At 50.8% G+C, this 23,690-nt stretch carries 21 protein-coding genes, 1 pseudogene and 1 riboswitch; of the genes and pseudogenes, 15 read left to right on the top strand and 7 right to left on the bottom strand.

The window, feature by feature from the left end:
* Positions 1-105 precede the first annotated feature (105 nt).
* Genes GWC94_RS17030 through GWC94_RS15060 form a run of 3 tightly spaced genes read left to right on the top strand, consistent with a single transcriptional unit; the run spans position 106 to position 4,542 of the window.
* Complete coding sequence (locus GWC94_RS17030; protein ID WP_161835915.1) at positions 106-2,673, top strand: PAS domain S-box protein; 2,568 nt, start codon at positions 106-108, stop codon at positions 2,671-2,673.
* Complete coding sequence (locus GWC94_RS15065) at positions 2,670-3,122, top strand: response regulator (RefSeq protein WP_161835914.1); 453 nt, start codon at positions 2,670-2,672, stop codon at positions 3,120-3,122. Before GWC94_RS17030 ends, GWC94_RS15065 begins: the two co-directional genes overlap by 4 nt.
* A gap of 1 nt (position 3,123) precedes the next feature.
* Positions 3,124-4,542: a hybrid sensor histidine kinase/response regulator gene (locus tag GWC94_RS15060; RefSeq protein ID WP_161835913.1), complete on the top strand. Its 1,419-nt coding sequence runs from the start codon at positions 3,124-3,126 to the stop codon at positions 4,540-4,542.
* 28 nt (positions 4,543-4,570) lie between these two features.
* On the opposite strand, the gene GWC94_RS15055 is transcribed toward GWC94_RS15060, so the two are convergent.
* Positions 4,571-5,443: a phosphatidylinositol-specific phospholipase C/glycerophosphodiester phosphodiesterase family protein gene (locus tag GWC94_RS15055; protein ID WP_161835912.1), complete on the bottom strand. Its 873-nt coding sequence runs from the start codon at positions 5,441-5,443 to the stop codon at positions 4,571-4,573.
* Between the two features lie 229 nt (positions 5,444-5,672).
* Between GWC94_RS15055 and GWC94_RS15050 the strand changes: the two genes are divergently transcribed.
* The 3 genes from GWC94_RS15050 to GWC94_RS15040 all read left to right on the top strand — a co-directional run bounded on the left by GWC94_RS15050 (position 5,673) and on the right by GWC94_RS15040 (position 8,210).
* Entirely contained in the window at positions 5,673-7,178 is a 1,506-nt protein-coding gene (locus GWC94_RS15050; protein ID WP_161835911.1) for a DUF2271 domain-containing protein, read from the top strand.
* Positions 7,126-7,821 (top strand): PepSY-associated TM helix domain-containing protein, encoded by a 696-nt coding sequence (locus GWC94_RS15045; protein WP_161835910.1) that lies wholly within the window; start codon positions 7,126-7,128, stop codon positions 7,819-7,821. Before GWC94_RS15050 ends, GWC94_RS15045 begins: the two co-directional genes overlap by 53 nt.
* 185 nt (positions 7,822-8,006) lie before the next feature.
* A complete protein-coding gene (locus GWC94_RS15040) occupies positions 8,007-8,210 on the top strand; it encodes a hypothetical protein (protein ID WP_161835909.1) in 204 nt (67 codons plus the stop codon).
* A gap of 50 nt (positions 8,211-8,260) precedes the next feature.
* Here GWC94_RS15040 and GWC94_RS15035 read toward each other — a convergent pair whose 3' ends face one another.
* The gene (locus GWC94_RS15035; RefSeq protein ID WP_161835908.1) at positions 8,261-8,449 is read right to left on the bottom strand and encodes a DUF3606 domain-containing protein; all 189 of its coding nucleotides are present in this window, start codon (positions 8,447-8,449) and stop codon (positions 8,261-8,263) included.
* Between the two features lie 92 nt (positions 8,450-8,541).
* Between GWC94_RS15035 and GWC94_RS15030 the strand changes: the two genes are divergently transcribed.
* Together GWC94_RS15030 and GWC94_RS15025 are read left to right on the top strand one after the other, a co-directional pair.
* Positions 8,542-8,985, top strand: a complete 444-nt coding sequence (locus tag GWC94_RS15030) for a PepSY-like domain-containing protein (protein ID WP_161835907.1) — start codon at positions 8,542-8,544, stop codon at positions 8,983-8,985.
* Between the two features lie 68 nt (positions 8,986-9,053).
* Positions 9,054-10,685 carry a sodium:solute symporter family transporter gene (locus GWC94_RS15025; RefSeq protein WP_161835906.1) on the top strand — a complete coding sequence of 544 codons (1,632 nt, stop codon included), beginning with the start codon at positions 9,054-9,056 and terminating at the stop codon, positions 10,683-10,685.
* Positions 10,686-10,690: 5 nt separating this feature from the next.
* On the opposite strand, the gene GWC94_RS15020 is transcribed toward GWC94_RS15025, so the two are convergent.
* Positions 10,691-11,176, bottom strand: coding sequence for an asparaginase domain-containing protein (locus GWC94_RS15020; protein WP_161835905.1), 486 nt, complete (start codon positions 11,174-11,176; stop codon positions 10,691-10,693).
* A 195-nt stretch (positions 11,177-11,371) separates the two neighbouring features.
* Between GWC94_RS15020 and GWC94_RS15015 the strand changes: the two genes are divergently transcribed.
* The 6 genes and pseudogenes from GWC94_RS15015 (at position 11,372) to GWC94_RS14995 (ending at position 16,322) form a co-directional block, all read left to right on the top strand.
* Positions 11,372-11,695 (top strand): hypothetical protein, encoded by a 324-nt coding sequence (locus GWC94_RS15015; RefSeq protein WP_161835904.1) that lies wholly within the window; start codon positions 11,372-11,374, stop codon positions 11,693-11,695.
* Positions 11,696-11,749: 54 nt separating this feature from the next.
* Positions 11,750-11,944, top strand: a pseudogene (locus GWC94_RS17125) (CvpA family protein); the annotation flags it as partial.
* Positions 11,945-12,002: 58 nt separating this feature from the next.
* Entirely contained in the window at positions 12,003-12,704 is a 702-nt protein-coding gene (locus tag GWC94_RS15010) for a CAP domain-containing protein (protein WP_235918587.1), read from the top strand.
* Positions 12,705-12,740: 36 nt separating this feature from the next.
* Positions 12,741-13,619 (top strand): PfkB family carbohydrate kinase, encoded by an 879-nt coding sequence (locus GWC94_RS15005; protein ID WP_161835903.1) that lies wholly within the window; start codon positions 12,741-12,743, stop codon positions 13,617-13,619.
* A gap of 236 nt (positions 13,620-13,855) precedes the next feature.
* The gene (locus tag GWC94_RS15000; RefSeq protein WP_235918586.1) at positions 13,856-14,674 is read left to right on the top strand and encodes a glycoside hydrolase family 43 protein; all 819 of its coding nucleotides are present in this window, start codon (positions 13,856-13,858) and stop codon (positions 14,672-14,674) included.
* A 178-nt stretch (positions 14,675-14,852) separates the two neighbouring features.
* Positions 14,853-16,322 carry a M28 family peptidase gene (locus tag GWC94_RS14995; RefSeq protein ID WP_202628837.1) on the top strand — a complete coding sequence of 490 codons (1,470 nt, stop codon included), beginning with the start codon at positions 14,853-14,855 and terminating at the stop codon, positions 16,320-16,322.
* A gap of 142 nt (positions 16,323-16,464) precedes the next feature.
* On the opposite strand, the gene GWC94_RS14990 is transcribed toward GWC94_RS14995, so the two are convergent.
* The 4 genes from GWC94_RS14990 to GWC94_RS14975 all read right to left on the bottom strand — a co-directional run bounded on the left by GWC94_RS14990 (position 16,465) and on the right by GWC94_RS14975 (position 20,719).
* Positions 16,465-17,100 carry a phosphatase PAP2 family protein gene (locus GWC94_RS14990; protein WP_161835902.1) on the bottom strand — a complete coding sequence of 212 codons (636 nt, stop codon included), beginning with the start codon at positions 17,098-17,100 and terminating at the stop codon, positions 16,465-16,467.
* Between the two features lie 114 nt (positions 17,101-17,214).
* Complete coding sequence (locus GWC94_RS14985) at positions 17,215-18,471, bottom strand: homoserine dehydrogenase (protein ID WP_161835901.1); 1,257 nt, start codon at positions 18,469-18,471, stop codon at positions 17,215-17,217.
* A 78-nt stretch (positions 18,472-18,549) separates the two neighbouring features.
* Positions 18,550-19,746 (bottom strand): trans-sulfuration enzyme family protein, encoded by a 1,197-nt coding sequence (locus GWC94_RS14980; RefSeq protein WP_161835900.1) that lies wholly within the window; start codon positions 19,744-19,746, stop codon positions 18,550-18,552.
* Positions 19,747-19,938: 192 nt separating this feature from the next.
* A riboswitch (SAM riboswitch) is annotated at positions 19,939-20,054 on the bottom strand.
* A gap of 113 nt (positions 20,055-20,167) precedes the next feature.
* On the bottom strand, positions 20,168-20,719 hold the full coding sequence (locus GWC94_RS14975) for an outer membrane beta-barrel protein (RefSeq protein WP_161835899.1): 552 nt from the start codon (positions 20,717-20,719) through the stop codon (positions 20,168-20,170).
* Positions 20,720-20,818: 99 nt separating this feature from the next.
* Here GWC94_RS14975 and uvrA point away from each other — a divergent pair, with 99 nt between their 5' ends.
* Positions 20,819-23,689, top strand: coding sequence for an excinuclease ABC subunit UvrA (gene uvrA / locus GWC94_RS14970; protein ID WP_161835898.1), 2,871 nt, complete (start codon positions 20,819-20,821; stop codon positions 23,687-23,689).
* Position 23,690 lies beyond the last annotated feature (1 nt).

The raw sequence follows: 23,690 nt of genomic DNA, 5'->3' as shown, positions 1-23,690 counted from the left end.
GTCCATTCGTAATGGTTTAACCATATCTATTGATGATAGAATATGGAAAGAAATTTTACAAAAAAGCCTATATATTTTTTTTCTGAGCGCCTTCCGTTGGGAGCAGTGGCAGTTACCCTGGCGTTAAGCCTGCTTGTCATTGCGGGCTGGATATGGCGTATTGATTTTCTGCTACGTATATACCCCGGCCAGGTGAGCATGAAATTCAATTCGGCGCTGGGGCTTTTGTTTGCCGCGGCCGCCACCTGGCTGCTGGCCACCGGCGCGCATAATGGCCGGCGAAGACTGATCGCTTACTGGCTGGTGCTGTTCATGTGCCTGATAGGCGCAGTTACCTTATGGGAATATATTTCAGGCAGTGATGTTGGCATCGATGAGCTGGTGGTAACGGATACTTCTTTTGAGCGGCTGATCCATCCGGGTGGGCGGATGTCGCTGCTGGCGGCTGTACAGTTTGTGGTTCTCGGAACCTGCCTGTTTTGCTGGAACCGGTGCGCTACCGCCATTTACCAGTTCACCTGTCTTTCCCTGATCGGATTTATTTCTTCGCTGATGCTTGTCGGCGTCAATTTTATCAATGATGCACCGCATATGCTCAAAATGGCGCTGCATCTTTCGCTGGGGTTTATTTTACTGAGTATGGCAACCTGGTACCTGCAGCCTGCGCTGCACGACAGGGTACGTTTTGAAAGACGGCTGTACACGGGTTTTGGATCGGTGCTGCTGCTGGTGATCGTTATCGCCGTATATACCTCTTTTAACAACCGGGAACGGATAAAACAATCTTTCTGGATAAAACATACCAGCGAAGTGATCCTGGCTTTATCCGAATTTATCGGCTCGGCAACGGATCTGAAAGACTCGGCTCATTTTTTTTCAGGCAATGACCACGGGCAACTGGCATCGCCGGCTGCAGGCACCGCCCTCAGCCAGCTGCAGAAGATTAAAACGCTCACGATCGATAATGTGTTGCAGCAGAAACGGGTTGACAGCCTGCTGAACCTGCTGCACCCGCAAAAAGGAATACCATTCGGGCGGGAACGCGCCAAACAGGTGTTAGACATCAGTGAACGGATGGCGGCGGTGGAAAACAATCTGCTGCTGAAGCGACAGGAGGACAACGAGAAAAGCATTGTTTCTTCCAACCGCATTTTTTTTGTGTTCATCGTATTTGCCTGCGTACTGCTGACCGGTTTGTTTGTGGCAGTGCGATACAATTACCTGGCCCGGGAAAAATCGGAAGAAAAGTTCAAGGCTTTGCTCGAATCGGCTCCCGATGCCAAAGTGATTACCGATGAGCGCGGCATTATACAGTTGGTGAACCTTCAGACAGAACAGATGTTTGGCTATAAAAGGGAGGAACTGGTTGGGAAACCGGTGGAGACCCTGATGCCGGAGGGGATTGGTGTAAGGGATGCAGATCACCGGCTGGACTTTATCCACGAATCGCCTATGCGCGAAATGGGTAGCGGGCTGGAATTGAACGCCAGGCGAAAGAACAACAGTATGTTTCCGGTGGAGATCAGCCTGGCGCCTATCAGAACGGAGGAAGGCTTATGGGTATCGGCTTCTATCCGCGATATCGAAGAGCGTAAGAAGGCGCAGACAAGGATAGCTTCGCTGGCAAAGATCATTGACAATACTTCCGAAGCTGTTTTTTCGAGCAACGAATTCTTCAAGATCATGAGCTGGAACAAAGCGGCAGAGGATTTGTTTGGTTTTACGGAGAAGGAGGCGATGGGTAAACCGGTGGTAAACCTGATCAGGCCGCAGGTTGGTGAAAACGAACGGAAACACATCAGGACAGAACTGCACAAAGCCGGTTTCTGGAAAGGAGAGATCACCTACCTGCGTAAGGACGGCGCGCCGCTGTATCTTTCGGTATCCAACACGGTTACCCGCGATCCGCAGGGAAGAGTAGACGGATATATCAGCGTATGTATGGACTATTCGCACCGGAAAAAACTGGAAGAGCAGTTGCGTGCCGCGAACACAGAACTGGAAGCATTCACCTATTCGGTATCGCACGATCTGCGTGCGCCTATACGGGCCATCATCGGGTTCACCAATATACTGGAAACGGAATATACCGGCCAGCTTGACGGTGAAGCCAGACGGCTGACAGGGATCATTAAAACGAATACCGAGCGGATGGGTAACCTGATCGATGACCTGCTGGGATTTACCAGAACAAGCCGGCAGAATATCATCAGGAGCAATATATCCATGACCGCTATGGTGAACGAACTGGCGACGGCTTTTCACCAGGGTTATCCCAAAGTGGCATGGGAGATCCATGATATGCCTGAGACAAAAGCCGATCTTACCATGATCAGACAGGTATGGATGAACCTTATCGGCAATGCCGTTAAGTATTCCTCCCGGCGGCCGGATGCGAAAATTGAAATCGGGGGGGCAACAACAGGTTTTGAACATGTGTATTATATCAGGGATAACGGTGTTGGCTTTAACCCGGCTTACCAGTCAAAACTGTTCCAGGTGTTTCAGCGGCTGCATTCGCAGGAAGAATTTGAGGGAACAGGCGTGGGACTGGCCATCGTGGAAAAGATCGTATCCAAACATGGCGGAAGGGTATGGGCGGAGTCGGACGGCCATACAGGAGCCATATTTTATTTCAGTCTACCCATTAACGAAGAAAAAACAAACATATGATAACCCAGCAACCGGTGGATGTCTTACTGGTCGAGGACGATGCCTTCGACGCAGAGTTGATAATACGGGAGATAAAAAAACACGGTGTGATCAACAACCTGGTGCATCTCCGAGACGGCGAAGAGGCGCTCAATTTTATCTTTCCCGAGCAGGAAACGCCTGAAAGAACAAAACGGGTATTGCCCAAGCTGATCCTGCTCGATATCAAAATGCCCAAAGTGAATGGCTTTGAAGTGCTGGAAAGGATTAAGATGGATGACCAGCTCAGGAAAATCCCGATCGTCATCCTTACTTCTTCCAAAGAGAGCCCGGATATAAGCAGGGGATATGCTCTTGGCGCCAACAGCTACATCGTCAAACCGGTGAGCTTTGACAAATTCAGCGCCACGATAAAAGAATTGGGTTTTTACTGGTTATTGGTTAATCAAACAGAAAGTCAGTATCGTTGATATGCCGAAGCAACTAAACATATTAATGCTGGAAGACAGTCCCTTTGATTCGGAGCTGGTACAAAGACTGCTGAACAGGGAAATACCCGAAGCAACCATCCGCTTTGCCGCCAACAAAGCCGGGTTTCTTGCCGCACTGGAAGAGCAGGTTCCGGATATCATCCTGTCTGATAATTCGCTGCCCGATATCGATGCCAAGGGGGCGCTGGTGGTCAGCAGGCAAAAGTATCCCTATATGCCCTTTATCATGGTATCGGGTACCGTGGGTGAGGAATTTGCCAGCGAGATCATCCGGCTTGGCGCGGATGATTATATTCTGAAAGACAGGCTTGTCCGTTTGCCCGCTTCGATAGATACAGCCATTATCATCAGGCAGCGCGAAAAAGAAAAAGAGGAAGCGCTCAATCTGCTGCGTTTCAACGAAGAAAAATACCGGACTCTGGTTGAGCGCATCACGGATGCATTTATTTCGGTTGACCATAATTTTATTTACACCTACCTGAATGAAAAAGCGGGTGAACTGATCCGTCGGGATCCGCGCGACCTGATCGGGAAAAATGTATGGGATATATTCCCCGAAGCGGTGGGCTCTGTAACCTATTATTCTTTCCAGAAAGCGATGCAGGAGCAGAAATACGTATTCAGCGTGGATTATTTTGAACCCCTGGATCTTTGGCAGGAAAACCATATCTATCCCTCGCCGGATGGTCTTTCGATTTTTATCAGAGACATCACCCAGCAGAAGAAAGCCCAGGAAGCCGTTAAGCGGATGGAGCTGAAAGTGACCGAACAACGCATCGAAAGCCAGAAAAAAATCACCAGGGCTATCATTGTCTCGCAGGAAAACGAACGCAACCGTCTTGGTAAGGAAATGCATGATAATATCAACCAGATACTCACCGCATCCAAAATATACCTTACAAGAGGAAAAAAAGATGTTCCCGAAGATATCCGTTACCCGCTGCAGCTGATCGATAAGGCGATAGAAGAGATCAGACTGCTGAGCAGGCGTTATGTTACGCCCCTGAAGGATGTTGACCTGAAAGAACTGCTGGGCGAGCTTATCAGCGAACTGCGGGAGAACCATATCGATGCCGACCTCGCATACGATATGGGAGAACAGCAGCCCGAAGACGACCTGAAGCTGAATATTTACCGGATGGCACAGGTGCAGGTAAACAATATTCTCAAATATGCCTCTGCCAAACATGTTACCCTCATCCTGGAGGCAAAACCCCGCGAGATACAGATCGTGATCTCCGACGACGGTGTTGGTTTTGATATATCGGCCAGGCGCAAAGGCATCGGCCTGTCCAATATGATCAACCGCGTAGAAACCTTTAACGGTACGATCGATATCAGCAGTTCGCCCGGCAATGGCTGTACGGTGCAGATATTTCTGCCGCTGCAGGCGCAGTAAGCATGAGAGAGCGATTGTCCGGCGCCGGTTATTTTGCCATAGCGTAACGATGCCCGTGATCGTCGGATGCTGCTGTTGCTGCTATATCCCTCCGGGTTAATAAAAAATCCCGCAGCGCATCAAGCTGGTCGGTATTTACCAGGTCCACGCCGCAGTTCAGCAGTTCATTCCATACAGCGGTTTTTTCGGGAGAAGCCCACAGACGCACTTTCTTGCCCTGTGTATGCGCCGCATTGACAAAACCGATCAGCCTGGCTTTTTCCGTTTCCGGCATGGCGCCTTCGCCGTTCCAGTTGAGCAACGATCCGTAATGGCAGCTGGCAATCGGGCACAGCGAATTCGGAAAATTATTTTCGCGGATAGCGGTAAGACTTTCATCGATAAAAGCATAGCGCGTACGCTCCTGCTGCATCAGCTGGTAAGGTTTGTTACCCGATATAACGATGGTAACCTGTCGTTCTGTAATTACACCGTTCTCGTAACTGGTAAGCATGCTGCGGTATTTTTCCAGCAGCGGACGCAGCATCCGGTACGTTGTGTTGGCGTTCAGTTTGATATCGATCATCAGCACGATGGGTTTGCCGTAGCCAGGGTACACTTCGCCGCCATGCTCGCGGATATGGCCGTATAAAGGTTTCAGGTAAAGGTTCTCCAGCGTTTTTCCTTTCCTGAAAAAAGGAAACAGGTGCGCAACGATGCATTCACTGCCAACCTTGAAAATATCCGCTTCGATATGTGTATAGCCTTTTTCAAGTGCATCGAGCAGCGGCCGCTTATGCCAGTAATCGTTATGTGCATAGCCATTAACGAGCGGCGTAATATTCTTTGCCGGTATAACAGGGTGAATGGATAGGGGAAGAAACAGCCAAAGACAGATGCGTAACAATAGGCAGGGTGCCATTGACAGGTGGGTTGGTTATCCAAAATTGTTGCAGCAGTATCACCCGGCTGTTACGGCATCGTAAACAAATCATTAAAGAACAGCGGTAAAAAACGGCTGCTGACCGATTGTGCATCGCCGAATTGCGGAAAAAAAGCTCCCGGATACGGAAATTGGTATTGTCTCAACAGAATCTTTCACCCTGCTTGGTAAATTGCCGCGTTTAAAATTGTTTCCTAAACGATCCTTTATGATTGGTATAAAAAAATGGCTGGTTGCCGGTTTGCTGGTGGTAGCTGCAGCGCAGGCCGCTCCTGTTAAGCCCCGCCTGTTTGTTTCCCATTTCGAGAATGTACTGGGCACTTCGCTCGAAGTAAAAGTTGCTGCCCTGTCCGGGAAGGCGGCCGATGCGGCCGAGCAGGCTGCCTTGACAGAGATCACCCGGCTCAATACGATCCTGAGTGCATACGATGCCAAAAGCGAATTCAGCAGGTGGAGGAAAACACAGAACCAGCCTGTGGCCGTGTCAAAAGAACTGTTCGAAGTCTTGTCGCTGTTTGATCAGTGGCGTGTGCGCAGCGGCGGTGCGTTGAATGCCTCTGCAGAACTGATCAACAGGTTATGGAAACAGGCTTCGCAGAACCAGGCCCTGCCCGGTAACCGCGAGTTGGCCGGTGCGGTTACAGCGGCACAGCAACAGCAATGGATACTGGACAGCAAAAACCAGACGGCCACGCGTACCGCAAATGCTCCGCTGGCGCTGAACTCTTTTGCAAAAACCTATATCATCCAGCATGCCGCTGATGCGGCAATGGCCCAGGCGGATGTAAATGGCGTAGCCATCAATATCGGTGGCGATATCGTGTTAAAAGGGCAGTTGTCCGAGTCTGTGATGATCACGGATCCCAAGGCCAGTGCGGAGAACGATCCGCCCATGACCGCGGTTCGGGTAGCTGACAGGGCTGTTGCCACCAGCGGCAATTATCGCCGGGGTGTGCAGATCGGTAACCAATGGTATTCGCATATTGTGGATCCCCGCACCGGTATGCCGGCTTCTGAAGTGATCAGCGCTACCGTGATCGCACCCGAAGCAACCGATGCAGGCGCGCTGGCTACCGCATTCAATGTGCTGAAACCGGAAGAAAGCAGGCAGCTGGCAGCGGGTATGCCGGGTGTGGAATACCTGCTCGTTACAAAAGACGGAAAAAAGATCACCAGCGATGGCTGGCGTGCCAGGGAATTACCTGTTGCCGGAAATAGTATTTCGGCAAATGCGGCTGACTGGAACAGCAACTACGAAGTGGCTGTTAATTTTGAGATCGCACTGATAGAGGGAACACGCGTGCGCAGACCGTTTGTGGCGATCTGGATCGAAGACAGTAACGGCAATCCCGTTCGCAATATCAGCGTATGGTACAACCGCGAGCGCTGGCTGCCGGATCTGAAATCATGGCATCGCAATTATGCGCAGGCGTTCAATGCAGAAGGCAGTGCGCTGAAAACCTCCGTGAGCAGCGCCACCCGATCGCCCGGCAAATACACCATGAAATGGAATGGCCTTGACGACCAGGGCGCACTGGCAAAGCCGGGCAAATACACGGTGGTGATAGAAGCCGCCCGGGAACATGGCACCTATCAACTGATGAAACAGGAGATAGAGATCAAAAGAAAACCATCCGAGAAAATCTTTAACCTGACAGGTAATGTCGAAATCGCTTCAGCCACCGTTGAACTCAGGAAACGAACAGACAAATAATCCGCATCCGGCCAAAGTATACCCGAAGAAAAAACAGGTAACACCATTGACCGGATGGAAACGGCAACTGGCATTATTATCCCGCTGGCTGCATATCTACCTGTCGATGGTGAGTTTTGCCATACTGTTGTTCTTTGCCGTAACAGGGCTTACGCTCAACCACGCAGATAAATGGGGCGGCGAAACAAAAACCAGAACAGAAAAAGGCAGGCTCAATGCGCAATGGGTGAACAGGCAGGATACGAATACCATCGCCAAACTGGAAATGGTGGAATACCTGCGCAAAACGCATCGTATCAAAGGCGCGGTAACGGAATTCCGCATCGACGATCGCGAGTGTACGGTATCTTTCAAAGGCCCGGGATACAGCGCCGATGCGTTTGTGATCCGCGAAACCGGCGAATACGAACTCAATGAATCCCGCAGCGGACTTATCGGCATCATCAACGACCTGCATAAGGGAAGGGACAGCGGCGGTGCCTGGTCTGTGATCATCGATCTGTCTGCCATACTGATGACGCTTGTATCTTTGTCGGGAATCATACTGATCTGTTTTGTGCGCAAGCGGCGTTTCAGCGGGTTGGTACTGGCGGTAATGGGATTGCTGCTGGCCTATTTTATCTATCTGGTCTGGGTGCCCTGACGATAGCCTATTTTGTATATTTAACGGAACGATTCCGCTGCCTTACAACTATGAATACCATCCTTGGCAGGCATTGGCTCGGGTTTTGTACCGGCTATTACAAAGAATCGTAACCGTGATAGTGGATTCAGGATTGAAATACCTGAATGGCGATCTGTATACATAACCCTGATAAAAACGAAGCTATGAGTTTAAAATTCACCCTGGGACTGCTTGCCGGCATGGCCGCAGGCGCCGCCATCATGCATTATCTTGATACGGAAGAGGGAAAAGCGTTTATTGCCCGCATCAAAAAAGACCTGGGCGATATCGAAGAAAACCTCGAAGAACTCGCGGCGGATATCATCGCCAAAGGAAAATCGTTTATGGATAAAGAGGCAATGGGCTGAGGGATCCGGTGGCTGCCTGCTGGCATCTGCCACTGATCCCTGCCCGGATGTTAAGCCGCTATTTTCCGCTGCTGCAGCGCCTGTATGGTTTTTGCAATGGAGTATCCTGTCTGGGCAAACAGCTCCTGTATCTCGGCCTGACTCACATTGTATTTCCTGGACCAGTAGATGATCTCTTTGGAAGCATTGAAATTAACCTGCGTGCTGTTCTGGTTGATTTTTTCCGGTCTCTTTGTCATAACTTTTTTATCGGTGAGAAAAAATTTCGTGCCACGATAATCAGCACCGCTCCCATGGCATGACGATTGTGTTACTGTGTAAAAAAAAGGACATGAAAAAGATCTCAGCGATATTCTGTGGATTGTTTTGCGTGGCTGCGGTGACACAGGCACAGTTTAAAAAAGTACCCGCAGAAGTAACCAGTGCTTTTGCCGCCAGCTATCCAACGGCCAAAAATGTAAGCTGGAAAAGCGGGTTCAGCAGTTATGAGGCAAGCTTTGACCTTGACGGCGATCACGGCGAAATAAAATACAATGGCAGGGGCGAATGGAAAGAAACCAGGATTGAACGCAAATACGAGTCGCTGCCCAAAGAAGTGAAAGAGGGTTTCAGCAAAAGCAGGTATACCGACTGGCATATCCGCGATACCAGGGAAATGCGTGAAAAAGACAGGGAAACCGCGTACCGTATCTATGTAAGCAAAAGCGATATCCGGAAACACTATCTCTACTTCAACAGCCAGGGGAAACTCACCAAAGACGCCATCACCCTTTAATCACGGGAACATCGCTTCCGGTTCAGATTTGCGGTTTCCTGTATCTTAGCAGCACTCAGTCCGCTGCCATGAACCAACTGCAATTTGCCGATTACTTTGTTTTCTTCGGGTATTTCGTGCTGGTGATCGCCTATGGCTATTATATCTATCGCCGTAAGAGATCCGCCGGCACCAGTTCAAAGGAATTCTTCCTGGCTGAAGGGTCGCTTACCTGGTGGGCAATAGGCGCTTCACTGATTGCATCGAATATTTCGGCCGAGCATTTTATCGGCATGTCGGGTTCGGGTTTTGCATTGGGCCTTGCCATCTCGAGTTACGAATGGATGGCGGCGGCCACACTGGTGCTTGTGGCCGTATTCATGATACCGGTGTACCTGCGTAACCGCATCTATACCATGCCCCAGTTTCTTTCGGTGCGGTATAACGATACGGTCAGCACCCTGCTTGCCGTATTCTGGCTGCTGGTATATGTATTCGTAAACCTGACCTCCATCATCTACCTGGGTTCACTGGCCATATCCTCCATCAGCCCGGTAAGTTTTGAATGGTCGGTGGTCTTTCTTACGGTGTTTGCGGTAATCGTTACCGTTGGCGGAATGAAAGTGATCGGATATACCGATGTGATACAGGTATTGGTGCTGCTGACGGGCGGACTGGTCACCACCTATCTCGCGCTTACATTGCTTTCCGAGCAGTTTGGTTTTGGAAAAGATATCTGGAAAGGACTGTCCGTTCTCCGCAGCGAAGCGCCACAGCATTTTCATATGGTGTTTGATCAATCCAGCCCGCATTACCGTGAGCTGCCGGGTATCTCAGTGCTCATCGGCGGTATGCTGGTGAACAACCTGGCTTACTGGGGCTGTAACCAGTACATCGTGCAAAGAACGCTTGGCGCCGACCTGAAAACGGCGCGTAAAGGAATATTGTTCGCGGCTTTTCTGAAACTGCTGATACCCGTGATCGCCGTATTGCCGGGCATCGTCATGTATGTGCTGCACAAGAATGGAATGTTCCGGCAGGAGATGCTGGATGCGGCCGGCAACCTGAAGCCCGACCGCGCCTATCCTTCGCTGATGAACCTGCTGCCTGCCGGACTGAAAGGTGTGGCGTTTGCCGCGCTCACAGCAGCCGTGGTGGCATCGCTTGCAGGAAAGGCCAATAGCATCTCTACCATATTTTCACTGGATATCTACCGCAAATACATCGACAAACAGGCATCGGAGCAAAAAACGGTGCGTGTGGGCAGATGGGCCGTGCTTGTTTCCATGTTGCTGGCGGCGCTGGTGGCCCCTTCGTTGCGTTCGCTCGACCAGGCCTACCAGTTTATACAGGAGTATGTAGGCTTTCTGTCTCCCGGGGTGCTGGCCATTTTCCTGCTGGGTATGTTCTGGAAACCCACCAGTGCAAAAGCGGCGCTTATCGGCGCGCTGATCACCATTCCCGTGTCGGTTGTGTTGAAATTTTTACCCCTGTGGAGCGGCGGCAGCTTCCCGGATTACCCGTTTCTTGACAGGATGACGATCACGTTTTTCACAGTGGCGTTTACGATGATCGCCGTTAGCCTGGCTGGGAAAGGCAGGGAAAAAAAGGAAAAGAAGATCTTGCTGGATGCGGGCTGGTTCAGGGTAACGCCGGGGTTTCTCATACTCTCGCTGATCATCTTCGGTATACTCGCGGCATTGTACACGGTATACTGGTAGAGATGTTATTTCAGTTCTTCAAATACGCCGGTAAGCTTGTTTTTTTTCACATTATCCCAGTTGAACCACCGGCCGTTCATGGCAACATACACGCCCGGGGGAAGCGTTTGCACAAAGGCCAGTGCACCGCCGAGATTGAATAATCCATCCGAGCTGCCGAATTTGATGGGTATCATGGCGCCGGTAAGCACAATGGTTTTATTGGGTACTTTTTCCGCCAGCATCTTTGCCGTTACGGCCATGGTATCCGTTCCATGCGTGATCACGATGCGGTCTTCTTCGCAGTGGTTGCACTGGTAAGCAATCAGCTCCCTGTCTTCGGCTGTCATCTCAAGACTGTCGATCATCATCAGTGTGCGGATCTGAACATCCAGCCGGCAGCGACCCTTGGTCAGCAGTTCCTGCATATGGGTGTCTTTAAAATACAATTCACCGTTCAGCTCGTTGTATTCCTTGTCAAAAGTGCCGCCGGTAATAAAGATGCGTATCATGGTGCCTGCGAGGTTTAAACAGCAAAGTTATTCGGAAACAAAAAACAGGGAATACCCCGGAGGAATTATAGATAAGATTTGACAAAAACCGAGAAATTATGTGGCAATTACGCTACAATCAGAATTTTTCTTAGAAATCATATTAAACAATCATCCCTGGCATGTTATTTTCTATACTCAGGCAAAAGCCTGTCAATGCGCAACACTTATGAAATGCCTTTCGCGGAAGCGGAGCCCCTCGTTGTTACCACACCTGTTTTTTCCATTCGGTTTGCTTTTGAAAACACCATCTACCATGCAGAAGTATTGCGGAAAGAAACAACGGTGATGGAGTACCATATCAGCCAGGTAAAGCCGTCCGTGTCCTTTCTTCCCGATCCGTTTATCGTAGCTTCCAACCTGCGACGTGACCTGTTCGATTTTCCGGTAAATGAAAAGCATTATCCCGTGGGATTCGGCAAGTCCATTGTTGCGGCTATTGAAACCGCCTGCGCGGCAAAAGGTGTTTCGGTTTTTTAATCACCCTGTCGCGGAAGCCGGTGGCGTTACCCTTCCGTTAGACAGTATACCCATATGAACTGGATTGATATCGTATTGATCTTGGTCGCCCTGTTCTCCATCTGGCTCGGGTGGCAGAAGGGATTTATTCATGCCGCAGCAGACCTGTTTACCTGGATCGGAAGTGTTTTTCTCGCTTTTTTGCTCTATCCCTATATAACGAGAGCGGGAGAACGCTGGCTGGGCAGCTCTCCCTGGTTACTGCCGCTTAGTTTTCTGCTGGCACTGCTGCTCAGCGGGGCACTCATCGCTTTATTGCTGCGTTTTTTTGTTGCGGAGTCTCAGTCCTTCTGTCTGGCAAAGCCGGGCCAACCATGTATTGGGTATCATACCCGGTATGGTCAACGGACTGATCGCTGCCAGCGTGGTGGCTTTGCTGTTACTGACAGTGCCGATATCGGACCAGGTATCGGAAGCCGCAGAGCAAAGCCGTCTTGCCACCCAGCTGACACCGCCGGCAGAATGGCTGCAGGAAAGACTGTCCCCCGTATTTGACGAAGCGATCAGGCGCTCGATGACGAAGCTGACCGTTGAACCCGGATCAGAAGAAACGGTAAAACTGCATTTTAAAGACAGCACCACGGAAGAGCGTTTTGACCTGGAAGCGGAGATGCTGGAAATGGTGAACAGGGAGCGCGCCGAAGCAGGACTGAAACCACTGCGGGCCGATACCGCTTTACGAACCGTCGCCATCGCCCATTCGAGGGATATGTTTGCACGTGGCTATTTTTCGCATAATTCGCCGGAGGGAAAAGACCCGTTCGACCGCATGAAAAAAGCGCATATCAGGTATACCGCCGCCGGCGAGAACCTGGCACTTGCGCGAACATTGAAACTGGCGCATACCGGTTTGATGAATTCGCCCGGCCATCGCGCCAATATCCTGAATCCTTCCTACGGTCGTGTGGGCATCGGTATCGCAGACGGCGGACTGCATGGCCTGATGGTATCGCAGGAGTTCAGGAATTGACGGTGATTGCTTACATTAGTTGTTTTTATCCGAAACATGTACGAGCTCTGCTGTATTGGTCATATCACATCCGACAGGATCGTTACCCCTCATTCAGTCACCCACCTGCCCGGTGGTACGGCGTATTATTTTTCTCACGCCGTTCGCAATATGGGAATTGCCTACCGGCTGGTGACTGCCGTCGGCGATGCCGAAAAGCAGTATGTTGCCGATCTGGCAGCGCTTGGTATCGATGTGCAGGTATTGCCCAGTGAGCATACCGTTTGTTTTGAAAACAGCTATGGCGAAGACCAGGATCATCGCACGCAGAAAGTGTCCCGTAAGGCAGACCCCTTCCGGGCATCGGATTTCTCGGCGATAAATGCGGCCATATTCCATCTCGGACCCCTGCTGGCGGATGATATGCCGGCGCAACTGATCAGGGAGCTGTCGGGCAAGGCAAGGATATCGCTCGATGTGCAGGGATTTCTTCGCGAGGTGGTGGAAGAAGATGTGCGTGCGATCGACTGGCAGCAGAAAAAAGAACTGCTGCCTTTTGTGCATTACCTGAAAGCGAATGAAGACGAAGCAAAAGTGCTTACCGGCTATTCCGATCCGCGTAGGAGTGCGCAGGTGCTGGCGCAATGGGGCGTTAAGGAAGTCATACTCACTCTTGGCAGCAAGGGATCCCTGATTTTTTCTGATGGAATATTTTACCAGATACCCGCATACCGGCCCCCGGTGCTGACCGATGCCACCGGCTGCGGCGATACTTATATGGCCGGTTATCTTTCCCGGCGCTGTAAAGAAAACGATATACAGTCTTCCGGAGAATTTGCCGCGGCAATGGCCACTTGGAAGATCCGCTCATCCGGTGCATTCTCCGGATCGCTGAACGATGTGCAGTATGTGATGGATACCTATGCTCACAGCTAATGCCTTAAATATGAAAACAAGGATCGCAGTATGTTTCATTACCCTGCTCTTTGCGGCGGGATTGCACGCGCAGACGGCAAAAACATTTACCAACCCGCTGCTGCCCTCGGGTGCAGATCCCTGGTGCCTATATAAAGACGGATTTTATTACTATACACATACCACGGGCCGCAACATCACCATCTGGAAAACCCGGTCGATAGCCGATCTGAAAACCGCGGAGAAAAAGACGGTGTTTGTACCGCCGCCCAGGGGGTCCTTATTCAAAAGAATTATGGGCGCCCGAAATACATTTTCTGCAGAACAAATGGTATATCTATTTCGCAGCAGACAGCGGCAATAACAACGACCATCGCTTATGGGTACTGGAAAACGCGTCGGCAGATCCGTTCAAAGGCAGCTGGAAGATGAAGGGCAAACTGGTGACACCCGATGATAAATGGGCGATAGACGGCTCCCTGTTTGCACACAAACGGCAGCTATACCTGGTATGGTCTGGTTGGGAAGGCGATGTGAACGGACAGCAGAATATCTATATCGCGAAAATGAAAAATCCCTGGACGGTGGAAGGACAACGTTCAAAGATTTCAAGTCCCGAATTACCCTGGGAAATGCACGGCGATCTGCACGATAAATACAACCCGCCGCATGTGAATGTGAATGAAGGTCCCGAGGTATTGAGCAGGGGCGGAAAACTGTTCCTGATCTATTCCGCCAGCGGCTGCTGGACGGATTTCTATGCACTGGGAATGCTCAGCGCTTCGGCCGACAGCGATCCCATGGATCCCGCTTCCTGGCGAAAATCTGCCGAGCCCGTTTTCAAACAATCCAGGGAGAACAGCGTATACGCTCCAGGCCATAATTCTTTTTTTGTTTCACCGGACGGAAAGGAGAGCTGGATATTATACCACGCTAATGATCAGCAGGGCCAGGGCTGCGGCGGTCACCGCTCGCCAAGGGCACAGCCGTTCAGCTGGGCGCGGGACGGAACGCCGCTTTTTGGCATTCCGGTAAAAACAGGCGGGGCATTGCAGATACCCGGTGAGAAAAAATAACCAGCCACCCGGAAGAATAAGCTGAGGTCACCCAGGTAAACTCTGCGAAACGCCCCTTCTCTGCGTCTCTGCGGTGAATACCCCCATCTTTTCACCGCAGAGACGCAGAGTTGCGGAGACACGCAGAGAGCAGTTTTTCGGATTGTTTGGTATATTGTCGGCTAAAACTTCTGCTATCATGAAATTGCATCGTTTGTGTATGTTACCCGCCCTGTTTTTTTCCTGCACACTGGTAAGCGCCCAGGCCAGACCGGAATGGAAAGGGGTATTTACGCGTATCAACAACGAAGTATTGTCCCATTCGAAAGCATACAGTTCGCTGAAGCATGCCACCGAAACCATCGGGCATCGTCTTACGGGTTCGGAAAACGGAAAAAAAGCAGAGCAGTATGCCTATGACCTGCTGCGGTCTTATGGTTTCAAGGAAGTGAAATTCCAGCCATTCGAAGTGGAAAGCTGGAGCCGGGGCACGCTTTCCGTAACCGTGGGTGCGGATGCCGGCAGCCAGCAGCCCGTTAAAGCGGTTACCCTGGCGCATTCGCCTGTCAGATCAGACGTGAACCTGGAGATCATCGATATGGGCAATGGCCTTGACGAAGATTACCAGGCTGCACCGGAAAAGGTAAAAGAAAAGATCGCACTGGTATACCTGGGTGTATTGCCCAATTCAAAACCAGGCACCCGCACCCTGCACCGCTCAGAGAAAACGGCGATCGCTACCCGGTACGGTGCAAAAGGGATCATCATCATCAATACGCCTCCCGGGGGCATCCTGCTCACCGGTACCGCCTCGGTAACCGGCAAACTCATTCCCATTCCCGCCGTTTGTATCGGTAAGGAAGACGGGATGCAGTTAAAGGAAAAACTGGCTGCAGGCAAACTGTACAGTCATGTCAGCATGACCAATTTTTCCGGCCTGATCAAAGCGCGTAATGTGATCGCCACGATCAAGGGAAAAACAATACCTGGTGAGAAAGTGGTGGTTGGCGGGCATCTTGACAGCTGGGACCTTGCCACGGGCGCTATCGACAATGGCATCGGTTCTTTTTCCGTGCTCGATATGGCACGCACTTTCCAGGCATTGAAACTGCAGCCCGTACGCACGGTTGAATTTGTGATGTTCATGGGCGAGGAAGAAGGCTTACTGGGATCCAAAGCCTATGTTGCCGCGGCGCTGAAAAACAAAAGCATCGACCGGGTGCGTTATATGCTCAACTACGATATGACCAATGATCCCAAGGGCTATTCCACCACAACAGAAGACAGCCGCGAACTGTTCCAGTCCATCGGCGCCATTGCGCAGTCGCTGGACACTTCTTTCAAAAATATATTCCGCGCGGGCGCGGGTCTGCACAGCGATCACCAGCCATTTATGCTGCACGGAGTGCCTACAGGCGGCGGCGCCGGGGGCGGATTGCCCAATAATGCGGGTCCCTGCTACCATGCGGATTGCGACAACTTTAAACTTGTTGACGAAGCCGGCATGCGCAACACGGTTCGCTTCAGCAGCATGCTGCTCTACGGTATTGCCGATGCAAAAGAGATCAAGGCCAAACACTTTACCGACGAAGAAACCAGGGAATTCCTGATCAAAAACAACCTGAAAGAACCGCTGGAGATAGCGGGGGAATGGAGATGGAAGGACTGATGTGATGATTGCTTACAACAGATCAAAGGCATGGGAACAGAAGTGCTGCACTTCTGTTCTCATGTCTTTTTTTTGCTAAGCCTCCTGTCTGTTTCGTTGGGAGTGCGGTGTTTGTGTTCGGGTCAGCTGCCGGGTTCTTAGGTTACGGTTTTCTCCGTCTGTTATCCCATTTGCGCTGCAGCAGGATGGAGATCCACAGCGTAACAAGGGCCGTGAGCATACCGCCACCGATATCGAGCGGAAAATGTTCTGCGAGGTAAACCCGCGAATGCGCTACCAGGCAGGCATACACAAAACCAACAGGCACGATCCATTTTTTATGGATCAGTAAGCAACTCAGTAAAAAAATACTGAAAGCCGTAGTGGTATGACCCGAGGGAAAACTGAAATTGGTCAGCAGCGGAACCCATTCAACGGAATGAAAAAGACTGTGATCGGTGATCAATGTTCCCGGCCGTACCTGTGCCGGTATGAAAACATTCTTCAGCGACTGCACAATGATGGTGCCTATGACCACGGTGCAGAATACCAGCGGAAACTTATCCCGCCGGTAAATAAATACCAGTAAGGCAACGGGCACCCATACCGTGCCATCGCCGAGATGAGTGAAAAGGGTAAAAAGATAATCTGCAAACCTGCCCAGGTCATGATTCATGGCAAGAAACAGTTCGCGCTTGGTAAGCAGGAAGGAAAGTACAATCAGGCCAATGCCGGTAATACCCGCCAGTATCGCACCCGTTCTGAAATTCCCATAAGCATAGGGTCGCTGTTCGCGCATGAGCTCCGGCTGTTTATACAAATCTACGTTTTGTTTGATGGAATGGATGTATAAAAAAGTCCCGCCGTGCAGCGGGACGTACTTACAAAAAAACAAATACAAGAATGAAATCAGTTATATCACACCTGCCAGTTCAAGGCTTCTTTTTTTCAGGTGTACGATGTCTATATTGTCGATAACGGCATCCGCTGTCAGTACCAGGGATACGCCGTTCTCCCTCCACCAGTTGCTTCCTGACAACTGTTTAACATGCAGCACACCCACCAGGTATTTGCGGTCGGCTTCTGCATGCCATTCTTCTATCCATTCAAAATCTTCGCGGGGAATGTATTTCCAGTCGTCGAAACTTACATACACTTTCAGGTAGAAATCAGTGGCCAGTTCAAGCGGTTTGTGGTGGTAGAGTTTTTTGTATTCGTAGCGATAATTGTAGCGTAAGGCGCTGATATCGCTCAACACGGCAGACGCAGTGGGAAAGCTGCCTGCTCCTTTGCCGTAAAAGAATTGTTTATCGGCAAACCCACTCTCTATCACCACGCCGTTGTATTCGTTCTTTACAAACGACAGCGGTTCATCCAGCTTCACAAACTGTGGCAGTACGAAAGCGGCCACTTCGCCGTTGCTCATTTTTTTTGCCTGTGCGATCAGTTTAATGTCGAGGTGTTTTTCTTTCGCTACCAGGGCATCGCTCAGCTGTATATTCTGTATGCCGTTGAACAGCACGTTATCCGGGTGTTCCACAATACCGTACGCGTGGTTCAGCAATATTGCCCATTTATTCACCGCATCGTATCCCTCCACATCCAGCTTCGGATTGCTCTCGGCAAAACCCAGTTGCTGCGCCAGCAGTAAAGCGGCCTGGAAACTGAGCTTGTCTTCAAACATTTTGGTGAGGATGAAATTGGTGGAGCCATTCACGATCGCTTTGATCGAATGCAGCAGGTCGTTATCATAGTACTCTTCCAGGTTCCTGATCACGGGGATGGAGGCACAGGCCGCAGCTTCGCACAGAAAGGGCAGACCGGTTTCCTGCTGCAGTTCCAGTATCTCGGGCAGGTGTTCGGCGATCATTTTCTTGCTGGCGCTTACCACCGATTTGCCGTTGCGCAACGCGGTGGATACGATCTCGAATGCAGCATTGGCATCATCGATCACTTCCACGATCACGTTGATCTCCTCATCCTGCAGCAGTTCCTCTTTTTCCGTGGTGAACAGCGAGGCAGGCGCGTTTCTTGGTTTCGTGGGGTTCTTGATACATACTTTCTTGATGCTGGTACGTAAGGAAGGCGTTTGCTGCAGCACTTTGTACAGGCCTTCGCCCACTACGCCAAATCCGAATAATCCGATGGTCAGTTGCTTGTGTGTTTCCATTGCTTGTTGTTTGCTTTAGGCCCGTCAAAATATTCTATAAAATTAATAGACTTTTTATCAGGTTGCTTTGTTTTAAGGTTAAACGGTTTCGGGAACGGATAAAATTCCCTGTTTCGCAAATATTGACCGCTGCGCGGCAGCCCTGAACGCCTGTTCCAGGTCGTGCACCAGGTCTTCGGCATCTTCCAGTCCTACGGAAAGCCTGATCAGGCTGTCTGCAACGCCAGCCGCCCTTCTTTTGTCTGCGGGGATCGATTTATGTGTCATGTTCGCGGGATGCGATACCAGGCTTTTGATGCCACCCAGGCTCTCCGCAAGCAGGAACAGCTGCGTGCTGGTTACAAAACGCAAGGCGGCTTCTTCGGTATTTTCTTTCAGGGTAAACGATACAATGCCACCAAAACCCTTTGCCTGTTTTTTTGCAATGCCATGATTGGGGTGGGTGGCAAGACCGGGATAAAAAACCTGCGCCACATCCGGGTGCTGCTGCAGGAATTCCGCAACCGCCAGCGCGTTGGCGCAATGTTGCTTTACACGCAGGTGCAGGGTTTCAATGCCCCGTATCAACAGCCAGCTGTCGAACGGTCCCAGTACCGCGCCGCTGGCATTCTGTATGTATTTGATCCTTGCCCCCAGCTCGGCCTCTTTTGTAACAACCAGGCCTGCAATCAGGTCGCTGTGCCCGCCAAGGTATTTGGTGGCGCTGTGCACAACAATATCGGCTCCCAGCAGAATCGGCTGCTGTAAGGCAGGCGAGGCAAACGTATTGTCTACGCAGAGCAAACAGCGGTTGGCCCTTGCGATGCGGGCAATGCCTTCGATATCGGAAACTTTCAGCGTGGGGTTGGTGGGCGTTTCCAGCCAGATAAGTTTTGTACGCGGTGTGATGGCATTAAATACGTTTTCCGCATCGGTTGTATCCACATAGTTTACCGTAATGCCAAACTGCTGGTAGATATGGGTGAACAAACGGAACGCACCGCCGTAAATATCATCCACAGCCAGTATCTCATCACCGCTCTGCAGCAGTTTTACCACGGCATCGATGGCGGCAAGCCCGCTGGCGAATGCCGCGCCGGTGCTGCCTTTTTCGAGTGTGGCTATCAGGTCTTCCAGCGCGGCGCGGGTAGGGTTGCCGGAGCGCGCATAATCGTATCCCCTGTTTACACCGGGCGCTTCCTGAACAAAGGTGGAGGTTTGGTAAATAGGCACGGATATCGCGCCGGTTTGCGCATCAACGGGGATGCTGTGGATCAGTTCTGTGGCTGTGCTCATTGTTAAAAAGTTTTTTTGCGTTTGCTTCCGCCATCCGGCGGAGAACAAGGCAGGTGATTGTAAAAATTCTTTCGGAGACTTAACAAGAGTGCAGGCAGGACTTACCCATGAGCAAAAAAAAAGCTCACCTGGTAAGTCAGATGAGCTTGAATATGGTAGGCGGCATTACCGCGAATGATCAAACTATACTCTGACTTATCTCTTCCCGCTTTTGCGGGACCGGAGTTGGCACCTTCACACAGCTGAGTAAGCGGTATGGGTTGCCAAGGCTTCATCGGGCCAATTCCCTCTGCCTTTCTTGATAAGTGTCTGAAAAGAACTGCTGCAAAGATAGGGGCCGAAAAAGCAAACGGCCAAAGAAAATTTGCAAAACCATTTTAACGGGCGCTGAAACCCGCTGCCACAAGGTGTTTCAGCCGGTTTATTTTTTACCGCCCAATACCCGGTATACACCGGCACGCAGCCCCATGGCAGATGCATTTACATCCACCATCCATTTCCTGAGCACGCAGTTGATGCCGCCTCCAAAAAATGCGGTCTGGTCCGTGATCCGGGTGGTTGTTTTATTGTAGGTAAAATGGTCAACAATGCGTTCTGTCTGAAAAGCCATCCCCGCCATCCCGAACAGTTTCAGCCGGCCATTAGGGGTGATATCGATATAAAACCTGCTTACCGGTGCAATACCCAGCTCGGTGACATGCGTACGCGTAACAACACCTCCGGCCGAGGTTTGTTTTGCCGCTGAATAGCCCACCTGCAGTTCCAGTCCGGCCAGCCAGTTGGTGCTGATGGCATAATACACAGAAGGTACCAGGTTGAACCCGGTGTTTCCCGGCTGCAGCACAGGATAGGTATCGTAAAAATCGGCGTTGATTACCGTGGTCTGCGCCCCTATCACCCAGGTACGCGGAGAAAGCTGGGCTTCTGCAACGGCAGTCAGCAGCAGGCAAAGCAGGAGAAGACAGTTTTTCATGGCAGTTAATAGGGATCATAAAAGTATAATATGTTGGCCATCCCTAAAAACTAAAATTATTAGCAAAATGTTGGTACATTTGTTATCCAGTCAATTTGTATGGCAAAAGCAGCAAAAAAAACAGTCACCGCTATCCAGGAAGAAGAAAGAATCGAGGTGTTTGGCGCGCGTGAGCACAACCTGAAGAACATCGATATCTCCATCCCGAAAAATAAACTGGTGGTGTTTACCGGTGTAAGCGGCAGCGGTAAATCATCGCTGGCATTCGATACGATTTATAACGAAGGACAGCGCCGTTATATGGAGAGTTTCAGCGCTTATGCCCGGCAGTTTATCGGCGATATGGAGCGGCCCGATGTGGATAAGATCACGGGTTTATCGCCGGTGATCTCCATCGAACAGAAGACAACCAATAAGAACCCGCGTTCAACGGTGGGTACGGTTACCGAGGTATACGATTTTCTCCGCTTGCTGTTTGCGCGCATCGGGGAGGCATACAGTTACAACACCGGTAAGAAAATGGTGAAGTTCAGCGAGGAAGAGATCGTGGCCAATATCTTCACCCGTTTCAGGAACAAAAAGATCAGCCTGCTGGCGCCGCTGGTGCGCGGGCGTAAGGGTCATTACAGGGAGTTGTTCGAAGATATCCGCAAGAAAGGATTCCTGAAAGTGAGGATCGATGGCGAGGTGACAGACCTGACGCCCAAACTGCAGGTTGACCGCTACAAGATACACGATATCGAAGTGGTGATAGACCGGCTGCAGGTTACGGATGAGATGAAACTGCGACTGAGCCAGAGCGTGCAGCAGTCTTTGAAAATGGGTAAGGAGCTGATGTTCCTGCTGGTGAACGATACCAATAAGATCGTACAGTATTCCAGGCAGCTGATGTGCGAAGACACCGGCATCAGTTACGAAGAGCCTTCGCCCAATGCCTTTTCCTTCAACTCTCCGTATGGCGCCTGTCCGGGCTGCAAAGGGCTGGGCAATGTATATACGATAAGCATGGAAGCGATATTGCCCGACAGGTCGCTGAGTGTAAAAGAGGGCGGTATTGCACCTTTGGGCGAGCAGCGCGACGCCTATATGTTCCGGAATGTGGAGCAGTTTGCAAAAAAGCATAAGATCAGTCTTGACAAACCTGTCAGGGATCTTTCCGAATCGGCGCTGAACCTGTTGCTGCATGGCAATGCCGAAGGCAGCTCGCTGGACCTGGACGATGCGGATGAAGCAGTTACAGGCAGTATCTACGAGGGCGAATTCGAAGGCATCGTTCCCATGCTCAAACGCTGGTTTGCGACGGCTAACAGCAGCGAAGGCCTTCGTGAATGGGTGGAGAAATTTATGGAGCTGAGAACCTGCCCTTCCTGCAATGGGGCCAGACTTAAAAAAGAGAGTCTCTGGTTCAAGGTGGACGAAAAAAATATTTCCGAACTGAGTGATATGAACCTCGATCGGCTCTATACCTGGTTTGAACAGGTGGAGAAAAGGCTCAGCAACAAGCAGAACCAGATTGCAAAAGATATTTTGAAAGAGATACGCGAACGGCTGCAGTTCCTGCTCGATGTGGGGTTAACCTATCTTTCGCTGAACCGTCCTTCCCGTACACTCAGCGGCGGCGAATCGCAGCGCATCAGGCTGGCCACACAGATCGGTTCACAGCTGCAGGGAATTACCTATATACTCGATGAACCTTCTATCGGGCTGCACCAGCGCGATAACCAGCGACTGATCACGGCGCTGCAGAACCTGCGCGATATCGGCAACAGCGTACTGGTGGTGGAGCATGATAAAGACATTATGATGGCTGCTGATCACCTGGTCGATATCGGTCCCAAGGCCGGCGCCTATGGCGGTAACATCGTTGCCGCGGGAACACCCGGGGAAGTGCTGAAGAGTAAATCGGAAACAGCGCTGTACCTGAACGGCGGCAAGCATATCGAAATACCTTCGGAAAGAAGAAAAGGAAACGGCAAATCACTGGAACTGAAAGGCGCCAGCGGCAATAACCTGAAAAATGTGGATGTCAGATTCCCGCTGGGCAGACTTATCGTGGTAACCGGTGTCAGCGGCAGCGGTAAATCAACGCTGATCAACGAGACGCTGTATCCCATTTTGTCGAAACATTGTTACGACAGCCGGGTAACGCCGATGCCGTTCAAAAACAGCAAGGGACTGGAGCATATTGATAAGGTGATCGAGATAGACCAATCGCCGATCGGCCGTACACCGAGAAGCAATCCGGCCACCTACTGCGGATTTTTTACCGAGATCAGAACATTGTTCGCTGCTATTCCCGAAGCAAAGATCCGGGGCTACAATGCCGGGCGTTTTTCCTTTAACGTAAAAGGCGGCCGCTGCGATGTTTGCGAAGGCGGCGGTATGCGTGTGATCGAAATGAATTTTCTGCCCGACGTATATGTGCATTGCGAAAAATGCAACGGCAAACGGTATAACCGCGAAACGCTGGAGATCCGCTATAAAGGCAAATCCATCAGCGATGTGCTGAACATGTCTGTTGACGAAGCCTGTGAATTTTTCCAGCCGATCGCTTATCTCTACCGAAAGATCAAGGTGCTGCAGGATGTGGGGCTTGGTTATATCACCCTCGGGCAGTCTGCGGTAACGCTTAGCGGTGGTGAGGCGCAGCGTGTGAAATTATCAACGGAGCTCGGGAAAAAAGATACAGGCAAGACTTTCTACATACTCGACGAACCCACCACGGGTCTTCATTTCCAGGATATCAAACACCTGCTCGATGTGCTGAATAAGCTGGTTGACCGGGGTAATACGGTGCTGGTTATCGAACACAACCTCGACGTAATCAAAGTGGCCGATCATATCATCGACCTCGGCCCGGAAGGCGGCGATGGCGGCGGCAGGATTTTATTTGAAGGAACACCGGAAACCATGATAGGACATAAGGAAAGCCATACGGCGAAGTTTTTGAAAACAGAAATGGGTTTGTAAC

The sequence above is a fragment of the Sediminibacterium soli genome, from assembly GCF_009939225.1.
Classification (GTDB): domain Bacteria; phylum Bacteroidota; class Bacteroidia; order Chitinophagales; family Chitinophagaceae; genus Sediminibacterium; species Sediminibacterium soli.
Note: the sequence above shows the minus strand (reverse complement) of the source record. Positions and strands in the feature narration are given on the sequence as shown.